The sequence below is a fragment of the Paenibacillus barcinonensis genome, assembly GCF_003217495.1.
GTDB lineage: Bacteria > Bacillota > Bacilli > Paenibacillales > Paenibacillaceae > Paenibacillus > Paenibacillus barcinonensis.
This window is the reverse complement of record NZ_QJSW01000030.1, coordinates 43,609-54,299: the sequence shown is the minus strand read 5'-3', so window position 1 is coordinate 54,299 and position 10,691 is coordinate 43,609. Positions and strand designations below refer to the sequence as shown.

General features: G+C 46.0%; 10 protein-coding genes, 15 tRNA genes and 1 rRNA gene. 25 read left to right on the top strand and 1 reads right to left on the bottom strand.

Annotated features, from left to right (window positions below):
• The 21 genes from DFQ00_RS26365 to DFQ00_RS26265 form a co-directional block, all read left to right on the top strand.
• Window positions 1-95, top strand: a 23S ribosomal RNA gene (locus tag DFQ00_RS26365); the annotation flags it as partial.
• Between the two features lie 70 nt (window positions 96-165).
• Window positions 166-241 (top strand) — tRNA-Asn (locus DFQ00_RS26360).
• A 1-nt stretch (window position 242) separates the two neighbouring features.
• Window positions 243-334: transfer RNA gene (locus tag DFQ00_RS26355), tRNA-Ser, on the top strand.
• A gap of 15 nt (window positions 335-349) precedes the next feature.
• Window positions 350-421, top strand: a tRNA-Glu gene (locus DFQ00_RS26350).
• A gap of 64 nt (window positions 422-485) precedes the next feature.
• Window positions 486-561 (top strand) — tRNA-Val (locus DFQ00_RS26345).
• Between the two features lie 17 nt (window positions 562-578).
• Window positions 579-652: transfer RNA gene (locus DFQ00_RS26340), tRNA-Met, on the top strand.
• A 28-nt stretch (window positions 653-680) separates the two neighbouring features.
• Window positions 681-758, top strand: a tRNA-Asp gene (locus DFQ00_RS26335).
• Window positions 759-853: 95 nt separating this feature from the next.
• Window positions 854-929 (top strand) — tRNA-Phe (locus DFQ00_RS26330).
• Between the two features lie 18 nt (window positions 930-947).
• Window positions 948-1,023: transfer RNA gene (locus DFQ00_RS26325), tRNA-Thr, on the top strand.
• 9 nt (window positions 1,024-1,032) lie between these two features.
• Window positions 1,033-1,118 (top strand) — tRNA-Tyr (locus DFQ00_RS26320).
• A 7-nt stretch (window positions 1,119-1,125) separates the two neighbouring features.
• Window positions 1,126-1,199: transfer RNA gene (locus DFQ00_RS26315), tRNA-Trp, on the top strand.
• A 29-nt stretch (window positions 1,200-1,228) separates the two neighbouring features.
• Window positions 1,229-1,301 (top strand) — tRNA-His (locus tag DFQ00_RS26310).
• Window positions 1,302-1,315: 14 nt separating this feature from the next.
• A tRNA-Gln gene (locus DFQ00_RS26305) sits at window positions 1,316-1,390 on the top strand.
• 4 nt (window positions 1,391-1,394) lie between these two features.
• Window positions 1,395-1,469 (top strand) — tRNA-Gly (locus DFQ00_RS26300).
• 6 nt (window positions 1,470-1,475) lie between these two features.
• Window positions 1,476-1,549, top strand: a tRNA-Cys gene (locus DFQ00_RS26295).
• Window positions 1,550-1,581: 32 nt separating this feature from the next.
• A tRNA-Leu gene (locus DFQ00_RS26290) sits at window positions 1,582-1,660 on the top strand.
• Window positions 1,661-2,053: 393 nt separating this feature from the next.
• Window positions 2,054-2,566 (top strand): cupredoxin domain-containing protein, encoded by a 513-nt coding sequence (locus DFQ00_RS26285; protein WP_167433844.1) that lies wholly within the window; start codon window positions 2,054-2,056, stop codon window positions 2,564-2,566.
• Window positions 2,567-2,611: 45 nt separating this feature from the next.
• Window positions 2,612-3,187, top strand: coding sequence for an RNA polymerase sigma factor (locus DFQ00_RS26280; RefSeq protein ID WP_110899401.1), 576 nt, complete (start codon window positions 2,612-2,614; stop codon window positions 3,185-3,187).
• A 149-nt stretch (window positions 3,188-3,336) separates the two neighbouring features.
• Entirely contained in the window at window positions 3,337-3,939 is a 603-nt protein-coding gene (locus tag DFQ00_RS26275; RefSeq protein ID WP_167433843.1) for an anti-sigma factor, read from the top strand.
• Window positions 3,940-4,116: 177 nt separating this feature from the next.
• Window positions 4,117-5,046: an oxidoreductase gene (locus tag DFQ00_RS26270; RefSeq protein WP_341866287.1), complete on the top strand. Its 930-nt coding sequence runs from the start codon at window positions 4,117-4,119 to the stop codon at window positions 5,044-5,046.
• A gap of 81 nt (window positions 5,047-5,127) precedes the next feature.
• Window positions 5,128-6,051, top strand: coding sequence for a class I SAM-dependent methyltransferase (locus DFQ00_RS26265; RefSeq protein WP_110899399.1), 924 nt, complete (start codon window positions 5,128-5,130; stop codon window positions 6,049-6,051).
• Window positions 6,052-6,172: 121 nt separating this feature from the next.
• On the opposite strand, the gene DFQ00_RS26260 is transcribed toward DFQ00_RS26265, so the two are convergent.
• Window positions 6,173-8,560, bottom strand: a complete 2,388-nt coding sequence (locus DFQ00_RS26260; RefSeq protein WP_110899398.1) for a helix-turn-helix domain-containing protein — start codon at window positions 8,558-8,560, stop codon at window positions 6,173-6,175.
• 364 nt (window positions 8,561-8,924) lie between these two features.
• Here DFQ00_RS26260 and DFQ00_RS26255 point away from each other — a divergent pair, with 364 nt between their 5' ends.
• The 4 genes from DFQ00_RS26255 to DFQ00_RS26240 are packed head-to-tail and all read left to right on the top strand — an operon-like array spanning window position 8,925 to window position 10,690.
• Window positions 8,925-9,233, top strand: a complete 309-nt coding sequence (locus tag DFQ00_RS26255; RefSeq protein ID WP_110899397.1) for a LiaF transmembrane domain-containing protein — start codon at window positions 8,925-8,927, stop codon at window positions 9,231-9,233.
• A gap of 35 nt (window positions 9,234-9,268) precedes the next feature.
• Window positions 9,269-9,940 (top strand): PspA/IM30 family protein, encoded by a 672-nt coding sequence (locus tag DFQ00_RS26250; protein WP_110899396.1) that lies wholly within the window; start codon window positions 9,269-9,271, stop codon window positions 9,938-9,940.
• Between the two features lie 4 nt (window positions 9,941-9,944).
• Window positions 9,945-10,181 carry a PspC domain-containing protein gene (locus DFQ00_RS26245; protein WP_110899395.1) on the top strand — a complete coding sequence of 79 codons (237 nt, stop codon included), beginning with the start codon at window positions 9,945-9,947 and terminating at the stop codon, window positions 10,179-10,181.
• 17 nt (window positions 10,182-10,198) lie between these two features.
• Window positions 10,199-10,690, top strand: a complete 492-nt coding sequence (locus DFQ00_RS26240) for a PspC domain-containing protein (RefSeq protein ID WP_110899394.1) — start codon at window positions 10,199-10,201, stop codon at window positions 10,688-10,690.
• The last annotated feature ends 1 nt before the right edge of the window (window position 10,691 follow it).

Below are 10,691 nucleotides of genomic sequence, written 5' to 3'. Positions count from 1 at the left end.
AAGACCCCTTGAAGACGACGAGGTAGATAGGCTGGGGGTGGAAGTGCAGCAATGCATGGAGCTGACCAGTACTAATCGGTCGAGGGCTTATCCAAATAAGCAAGTCTAATACGCGAGCGTTTCGTTTCGAATCTAGTTTTCAGAGAACAACACTCTGAAACATATTCCCTGATAGCTCAGTTGGTAGAGCACTCGACTGTTAATCGAGTTGTCACAGGTTCGAGTCCTGTTCGGGGAGCCATGGAGAGGTGTCCGAGCTGGCCGAAGGAGCACGATTGGAAATCGTGTAGGCGTCACAAGCGTCTCGAGGGTTCGAATCCCTCTCTCTCCGCCATAATTCTTTTAGTACGGCCCGTTGGTCAAGGGGTTAAGACACCTCCCTTTCACGGAGGTAACAGGGGTTCGAATCCCCTACGGGTCATAGCAACAAAAAAAGTATTGACTTTAACATATGATCTGTGATAAGATCTTAAATGTGTTGATTCGGAGGCTTAGCTCAGCTGGGAGAGCATCTGCCTTACAAGCAGAGGGTCGGGGGTTCGATCCCCTCAGCCTCCACCATATATCTTATCTAATGACGCGGGGTGGAGCAGCCCGGTAGCTCGTCGGGCTCATAACCCGAAGGCCGCAGGTTCAAATCCTGCCCCCGCAATTGTAGCTTTCCTAACCGAAAGTGATCTGGAACCGTGGTGTAGTTGGCCTAACATGCCTGCCTGTCACGCAGGAGATCGCGGGTTCGAATCCCGTCGGTTCCGCCATTTAAGCTTTACATGAGGGAAGTTGTTCACTACATCTGCTGTATGGCACTGATGCCCTGGATAAAGTGTAGCGACTCAAGCTTAAACTTTATTATGGCTCGGTAGCTCAGTCGGTAGAGCAGAGGACTGAAAATCCTCGTGTCGGCGGTTCGATTCCGTCCCGAGCCACCATCACAGAAAATTTAATATGCCGGTGTAGCTCAACTGGTAGAGCAACTGACTTGTAATCAGTAGGTTGGGGGTTCAAGTCCTCTCGCCGGCACCATGTAATCCTGGAGGATTAGCGAAGTGGCCAAACGCATCAGACTGTAAATCTGCTCCCGTACGGGTTCGGTGGTTCGAATCCATCATCCTCCACCAGTTTTATAGGGGCATAGTTTAAAGGTAGAACAACGGTCTCCAAAACCGTTGGTGTGGGTTCAATTCCTGCTGCCCCTGCCAATTAAATCTTAATGAATGTAATGTATATGGCGATCGTGGCGAAGTGGTTAACGCACCGGTTTGTGGATCCGGCATTCGGGGGTTCAATTCCCCTCGATCGCCCCTTTGTTATCTAATGGGGATTAGCCAAGCGGTAAGGCAACGGACTTTGACTCCGTCATGCATAGGTTCAAATCCTATATCCCCAGCCATTATGCGGACGTGGCTCAGCGGTAGAGCATCGCCTTGCCAAGGCGAGGGTCGCGGGTTCGATTCCCGTCGTCCGCTCCATAATAAGGCGCCATAGCCAAGTGGTAAGGCACAGCTCTGCAAAAGCTTTATCCCCAGTTCGAATCTGGGTGGCGCCTCCAGCATATTTTAATATATGCGAACAATCAAATAAGCCGGCGTGGCGGAATGGCAGACGCGCTCGACTCAAAATCGAGTGGGAAACCGTGGAGGTTCGAGTCCTCTCGCCGGTATTGGATCAAAAAGATCACAAGAGGAAATCTCTAGTGATCTTTTTTTGTTAATGAAACAATCTTATAGGAAAGTATTGCTTGGAATAAGTCACACTTCCGATTATTTATGACGTTACAGTTTTTAGCTCGCCAATGGAAATTAGAATGATTACATACGAGAAGGAAGAGTTAAGCAAAGCAAGTTTCTCAATAGACGAAAAGCTGCTATTGCCTTTGGCTACTCGTTTACTTCACAAGAGTATATTCTGCAAAACAACACTTTTGGGATCTCAGTTCCCCATGGCTGTTGTTTTTTTGCTTGTAAAAAATACATACAACCATCAAACCGAATTCGGGTTTACTTCGTTTCTTATGTTTGTATGCTGTTCAATATTATTATTAGGAGGAAGTAAAATGAACAAACGGGTAAAGCATGTATCAATGGTTATGGTAATGGGGTTATGTCTGGGTCTGCCGCAGTTGGCAGCAGCTGATGCGTCAACATCAATGATACATATGTCTTCACACCAGATGGACGCTCACAAGGATCATACGACTTCAAAGCCAGGAACAACAGACAAAAAGACGGTGAAGCCTTCCAAGAAAAAAAGTGAAGGCTCTAAATCAACTAAAGACAAGAAGAAAGCGGCAGATGCTAAAAAAGAGCAGAGCAAAACCTATGTGATTGAAATATCCGACTTTATGTTTCAAACTGCAGAACTGAAAATCAAGGTTGGTGATCGCGTTGAATTTGTAAATAAGGATCAGGTTGAGCATTCTGTTATTGCGGAGGATGGTTCATTTGATACAGGTTCGCTCGCTAAGGGAGATAAGTCTGTCGTAACTTTTAAAAAGGCTGGAAATATCAATTATTACTGTGGAGCCCATCCGGGTATGAAAGGAGTAATTAAGGTCCTCTCCAAGTAACATGAATCGTCTGGTGGTCTGACAGGGGGGAGGGGAGACGTTTTAATGCAGGAGTGTTCCGATTATCAGCTCATTGTACTGATTAAACAAAAAAAGCAAGAGGCACTGTCCGAGTTATATGATCGTTACGCTGCTCTCGTTTACTCTTTTGCCTGCCGGTCTCTTCATCAGGAGGAAGGGGCCAGAGAAGTGGTGCAGTCTGTCTTTGTCAGGATATGGACGACAGAGGCAGAGTTTGACCCGGATAAGGGTCATTTCAGGAATTGGATACTTACGATCACACGTAATTTGACGATTGATTGGTTACGTAAACAACGCAGTCAGTCGAGCAAAATGGTGTCTTATGATACGTCGAAGAAGCTGGAGAGCGTGGCAGAACTTACTGAGTTATCGGTAGAAAGGCAAGTCGAAAAACATTTACTTAAGGAGCAAATCCAAGGAATGCGTGCATTTCTCTCGCAGCAGCAACTCGAATTGCTGGAGCACTTTTATTGGCAAGGATATAGCTTGAGTGAATTAGCTGCGCACTACCAGGAGCCCTTGGGTACAGTCAAAAGCCGACTGCACCAGACACTGAAAATACTGCGTAAGCATCTGCTTGCGGGAGGGGACGGGTGGTGATGTCGTCAAGTACGGTCTGTTCATACATGCTGGAGTATCTATCAGATCCCTGCTCGGAAGAAGGCACCCTTTTTGAAAGACATCTTAAAGAATGTGAGTCATGTAAGCTTGAGCTGGAACAATTACGGCTAGGCTGGGAGGCGATTCCAATGCAGATGGAGCAAATAGAGCTGCCAGCCGATTTAAAGCAACAGGTGATGGAAGCCGCATGGGGGGAAATGCAGTATGAGAAGACCTCATTGTCCAATCATGTACAGAGCAAGATACACGTCAAACGTTTTACCAGGTGGAAAGTAAGTATTGCCGTAGCTTCTTTACTCATTCTTCTGGGTGCCAGTTTACTTGGGAATATCGTTTTGTATCAGGAGCGTATCGGGCAGCCTGTAACGTTAAAAAATTCGTCTGATTTGCCTGTATCCGAAATCCAAAAGGTGATGAAACTTGAATCGCTTACTGCCGAGAATAGTTATGGTGTGGCTTGTATTGTAGGCAGCGGAGATAATCAGCAATTTGTCGTATACCTGTTTAATCCTCCACAGACAGAGAAGAATGAGGTCTATCAAGTATGGCTGAACAAGGATCAGCAGCAGCAAAATGCAGGCAAGTTAAAAGTTGAAAATCAGATGGGACTTGCTGTACTTGCGATTCCTATGGGCAACCATGACTGGAGTTTTGATTCTATTGCAGTTACACTGGAACCTGATTCCCAAGGACTTGCGCCGCGTGGCCCACAGATGTTTCGCTCCATTTAAAAGGTTAAACTTCAACAGGTGGCACAGGGAAGAGTGAAAATTAATCACCCATGTCGGAAAATGAATTTGCTCAAAGCGCCCCAAACAGGGCGCTTTATATGTTCTGGACACATGTATTCTTATATACTTGATTTATGATCCACAAGCTAATGTATTTTACTAATGGAGGGATGCAAGATGATGGGCACAGGATGGACGAAGGACAGCATGCCGGATTGTTCTGGCAAAACAGTGGTCATTACGGGAGCAAACAGCGGGATCGGACTAGAGGCCGCCATCGCAATGGCCGAGAAGAATGCGACACTGGTATTGGCTGTTCGTAATATGGACAAGGGTCAGTCGGCTCTCGCCAAGATCAAAGCTGCCCGGCCTGAAGTGCAAGCGGAGCTGATGAAGCTGGATCTTGCCGATCTGGAGAGTGTCAGAGCCTTTGCCACAGCATGTATACAGAAGTATCCATCCCTTGATGTTCTGATTAACAATGCAGGGATTATGAATACACCGTATCGGCTGACAAAGGATGGTTTTGAGTCTCAATTCGGCAGTAACCATCTGGGACACTTTGCACTGACCGGGTTGCTTTTACCCAGGCTGATGTCAACACCTGCTTCCCGAGTTGTAACTCTGAGCAGTATTGCTGCTCATAATGGGAGGATTGATTTTAATAATCTGGATGGAGCGAAGGGGTACAGCAGCTGGAAGTTTTACGGACAAAGTAAGCTCGCGAATATGCTTTTTGCAAGAGAGCTGAACAACAAGCTGGCGGAACATGGTCTGAACACAATTAGTGTGGCCTGCCATCCGGGTTTTGCTAATACCAATCTCATGTCATTCAATTCTGGCAAACGCGCGAATCCCTTCATACGTCTGGTGACCAACCTGGTGTCACAATCAGCCTATATGGGAGCATTGCCGACATTATACAGCGCGGTTTCTCCAAACATCAAGGGCGGCGAGTATATTGGTCCAGATGGGCGTGGAGGTCGAAAAGGGTATCCAACAAATGTTCCAATCATCGACAGGCTTTATGATGCGGAGGTATCACACAGGCTGTGGGACGTATCAGAAAAATTGACCGGGGTTACTTTCTCATTTGAACAACAGTAACATAAAACGTTGACGTTTAATTCCATCCAATATATTGTAGATATATTAAGTCTTTAAATTGAGAGGACGTGAATTAAACTGATGATTCAGCAGCCAGTTACAGCGAACAGAGAGATTCTTTTTGACCTCGGTGTGTGGGAAGAGGCCTGGAAGACACGCCCGAGAAGTTCAAGATATCAGAAAAAAAGCGCCCCCTTTGATACAGAGGAAGCTTTTGAGCGTTGGGCTCGTAATTATCACGCGCAATCGTTCACCGATGAAGGCCAGCAACGTGCAGCACGCATTATGGGATGGATTGAAAATCAGGGGGTTACGTTTGAAGGGGCATCGGTGCTTGACGTGGGTGCGGCCTCCGGTATTTTCACGATCCCTTTTGCAGAAAAGGGGGCTACAGTCACCGCAGTTGAGCCTTCTGCCTTGCTTATCTCGTTAATGAAGGAAACGATTCCTGCTGAGCTGCAAAACAACATCACCATTGTCTCCGAGCGATTCGAAGAAATATCTATTCAGGATAAGGGCTGGGATAAGCAATATGATATCGTCTTTGCATCCATGTGCCCGGCAATGTCGGATTGGGAAACGATTGAACAAGCCATTAACTGTGCCCGAAAATATGTCTATGTCAGTATGATGGCGGGTGCTAAAGAGCATACACTTATGGATGAGCTGAGGACGGTGCTTGGCATGGATAGTGCTTATAAGGCAGGGGATATGGCATACCTTCAGCAGCTGCTTTATCTTAAAGGTTATTCCTACACCATGATTGTTACGAGAGAAATAAATGATTTGGAGATCGCAGTGGAAGAACTCATGGAAAAGCTGCCTGAGTGGTTGCATACCTATGAAATGCCAAACGATGCAGCAGCTTTAAGTAAGGCAGAGAAATATATTCGTGACACATACCAGGCAGGTGTAGTCCCGTTCTCACGTGGAGCAAGGTTCGGCAAAATGCTTATTCATCTAGAACAAACACATATGAAAACCGTGCCTGCTGTCAAAAGATAGAATGTGTAGACCTGTGTAAAATCAAAGGTGTAGTCTACACATACTGAACAACAGGCTGTCGGTAACATCAGCTCTAATGTGTAATGATCCTTTGAATTAACCGCTCGATGTCGGAGGGTTACTAACCTTTGACGGCCCGTTCAGGATGCTGCTTGCGCTCGCGGTATCTTCCGGGTGTCATCCCCTCCCATTTGCGAAAGGAGCGGATGAAATTTTGTGGATTTGTGTATCGGAGCCGCTCTGCGATTTCTTTCACCGTCCATTCACTTTCATCCAGCCATCTTTTGGCAATATTCAGCCGATACCTGGTCAGGTACTCACTGAATGAGGCCCCGGTTTCTTTACGGAAAACACTGCTTAGATAATTGGCATTGTAATGGAGCCGTTCAGCACATTCTTCGAGTGTTAAATCTTTCCCATAATCTTGCTGGATAATGGCAATCATCTTTTCTGAAATGCTCTGATACTGTGCATATTGTTTTTGTTTGAAAATATCAATAACAGGCAGGATTACCTCTCGGGAGAACCATCGCTCAATCTCTGCGGCGTACTGTAAATCATGCAGCTCCTGAAAAAGGGAACGAGTGCCTTCACTGATCTGTGTGAGCCTTATTCCCGATTCTTGAGCGACCTGAAGAACTCGTACCAACAACCTCATTAAAGCAGCCTGATACTCTTCCGGCGTGCATTCGAGCGAAAATAGCGTCTGCATCATTTCGGTCAATTGCTTAGCTGCTGCGTCCTCGTCTGCTTGTTGAATAGTCTGAAGCAGTGAATACTCCAGCGCCTCAGGGTAAGTCATGGCCCATGCTGCCGAAGTCAGATCAGCTTGTCCATATTGGACAATAATACCAGTCCCAAGCCGCATGCGATGTTTCAAGGCATCCATTGCTTCATTGTAGGCTTGCGGGATATGATTCATGAAAAGCTGTGGCTGGCTCAAGCCGATACTCACCTTCAAGTCCAGCACCTCATTCATCTGCTGCTGCAATTGTTCTGCAAGCCGCAAAAGCTGCTTTGAGAATGTTATCCTATCTTCCTCGTTTGTGCCCACGACTGTTACAACATTCTGCTCAACCACAATGGGGAGCAGTTGTTGATCAGGTGTAATACTTTCCTCAAGAATGTTCTGAAGAGCAAATAAAAGCAAGGAACGATCCTCCAACGTATATCTTTTATGATGTAATAGCTCGGGTTGCAGTGCAATAACGGCAATATTTTGCCATGATGAAAGCTGCACAGCATATCCCTGTTCGCATAGTGTCTCATGCATTGTATTAAGGCTGGTCCGGCCTTGAAACAATTGAAGCATATAATATGTGCGAATCTGACCCTGATGCTGATTTAATGTGGATTCAAGCTGGGAACGTGCATCGGATAAACGGGTGACCCCCAGTCGAATCTGCTCCAGCTCATCAGGCGGACTCACTACATTTTGATTCAGCGGCACGGCATGTCCGTTCCCCTTAACAATCATATGGTCCCCTAATTGAGTAAGGATACGCTGGATTGGAACGAGCATTTGTCTTGACCCCAGCCAGGCGAGCAACAGCGAGAGTAAAAGCATAGCCATACTGATATAGAGCGTGTGAAAACCGATTTTGATATAATCCTTGGTTAACGTGTTCTCGGGTGAGATAAGGATATATGTCCATCCCTTTAACGTAGAGGGAGTATATGTTAACGAATAATCTGCATTGGCAAAACGTACTTCACGTTCCGCAAAAGCATCCGAATAGGTGACAGGTGACAGGTCTTGAACAGCTTCGCCGTTATGACGATCCTGAAGCCCTATGGCGGATAAGGGCTGTCCAATATATGCGGCATCCGGGTGAGCAATGATCCGTTGATCCCTATTAATAATAATGAGACCGGAGGCAGAAGAGTCGCTCGCGACAGACTGTCCCAGTGGATTTTGCATATAACATGCTGGAATTCCGGCCACCAGGGCTGCATTGGATGAATGAACGACATCAGGAACTGTTCTGGCAAGAGCAATATGATACATACAGCTTGTCCCAGAGGTTGCAGTCTCATTACTGTTTTCATGACTGAAAATAGATGAGGGTGCCAGCTGCCATCCTGAGGTTAAGGTATCTGTAATGAGATCCTTCATCGGCAGAGATAACGGAAAGCGAGTGTTCGCATACAAGCCGGTAGCATCAATCAGCCAGTCCTGGGACTGATTAACCAGCATAATGTCGAGCATTGGCTCCCAGGATCTCATATGCTGAAACTCCGTTTGAAGCTCGGGGGCCTGTAGCTGGCTTCTTCGTTGTTGCAAAGCAGGGTCAGCAAGGGAGCGTAATGTAATTGGAGAACGGACAGCCTGATCCAGCATGTAGCTGACGGTAGCCAGCTTGTGTTCTACATTGGATTGTATTTGTTCAAGCAGCTGTTCGTTGGCTTCTGTACGATGCAGCTCAGTCTGGCTGGAAGAGTACATAAAAGCGGCAATTCCCGTCAAAAGGATGGGTACGGTACTTAACAGCAGGCCGAATATTGTCATTTTATGAAAAAAGCTTATATTTCGCACAGGTCCACTCCTTGACGTTAATAGTAGGTTTACCTTTATTTTAGTAAACGCTTTCAATTAGAACAACTTATATTTTGTTTATTTGGATAAAAAAGTAATTCGATTAGGACAGTCCGAGGTCCAAGCAGTTCCCCGACCTGAGTCTAGGATCAAAAACCGTCCGTAGTCTGTTTTGAAAAGTCGCAGAATCCCCTAGAATAAAGACATAAGGTTAAACAAGAAACACGAAAACAAAAACAGCACCTTCTTCAACAAACAAATCATTAAAGTAAAGCAAGAATGAATGAAGCATGCGAATGACAAAAAGTTAAAGCGGGAAGGGCGGTGAATAACAATTATGAGAATGAACAAAGGAAATGGCTGGGCGATTGTGTTGATCGTACTGGGAGCATTGCTTTTATTCGGAAAATTAACCCCGCTTCTTGGACACATGATGGGTTATCTGATTCCGATCCTGATGATTGCACTAGGATATTACGGGGTCAAGCAAGGTAATGCTCTCTTCGGTTGGATCGTGCTTGTCATCGGTATTATCTCGCTGGTGGGAAAACTCACTTGGCTTATCGGACCGATTATCGCCATTGCATTAATCGTCTGGGGAATCTCGATGCTGGGCAACAATCGTAATCACTATCGCCGTTACTAAAGTTTCACGATTATGGAAAAGGAGGACAGAACCTAATGAGTGTATTTCGTCGAATGCGGGATATTACCGTAGCTACTCTGAACGAACATCTGGAGCAAAGTCAGGACCCGGTTAAACTGATTGATCAATTTTTGGTCTCGACCCGCCAAGACATTGGAGAAGCTGAGAAGCTTCGTCACCAGTATGCTAGTCATACAAGACAAATGAAACAGCAGGCTGATCAGGCCGCAGCAATGGTGAACAAACGGGAAGAACAAGCATCCATGGCCTTGAAGGCTGGAGAGGAACATCTCGCCAAGCTGGCTTTGCAGGAGAAAATTCTGCATGAGGAAAAGATGGATCAATACAATGATCTGTACACACAAAGTGCTGCCGCACTTCAGGAGCTTGACGAACAGATTCACCAGTTAAAAGCAGAGTATCAGAATGTATACAGTAAACGCCAATATTATTACGCCCGGATGCAAACTATCCAGCTGCAGCAACGAATGAATCAACGTGGAAATTACAATGGTCAAAACGTACCTCGTATGTTTAACCAGTTGGATGATCAGGTCTCTGATCTTGAATATGAGGCACAAAGTCTCCGGGACATCCGGCGCATGAGCCAAGAGGGTTCGGGATTATCGGGCAACATGTCATCCTCTATGCTGGACAAAGAATTGGAGCGTTTGAAGCAAAAGCTCAATCACGATAAAAAGGAGTAGTCACATGAATAAATTATACCGCTCAACGCGAAATCGTATGCTGACAGGTTTGATTGGTGGCATATCTGAAAAAATTGGATGGAGTACCACGTTGCTACGGATCATTTTCTTCATCAGCATTTTCGCAACGAGTGGTACATCACTATTCATCTACTTCATTGCAGCATTGGTTATACCTAAGGAACCCTACTACGCTGATCCGTACGTATATGGTCCAGATCACGGCAGAGGTTACAAGTAAACGAAAGGAGAAAGCACATGAGCAAACTTTATCGCTCAACGCGTGACCGAATGATGACCGGTCTGATCGGTGGCATATCTGAAAATATCGGAATGGATTCTACGCTACTGCGGATCATCTTTGTTATCAGTATTTTCGCCACTGGGGGTACAACGTTGTTAATTTACTTCATCGCCGCTCTTGTGGTACCGAAGGAGCCGTTCCCTCCATATGATCCATATGGTTACGGTCCGGGACCTGGTCCTGGCAGAGGTTATGGCGGTTACGACCATCAGGCACCAAGAGATCCTTATCACAACAGTCATAACCCCGGATTTGGTTCAGGCCAAGGATACAGCAGCAGACCGCAAGCTGGCCCGCGCTCTTATGACAACAACACGTATGGAACAGGAAGCCAGAACGAAAGTGAACTGGACTCCATGATGAAAGATATTGAGAAAAAGGCACTGAAAAAAGAAGTGGAAGAGCTTCGCCAAAAACTATCTCGTTATGAGAAGGGAGAAAAGTAAA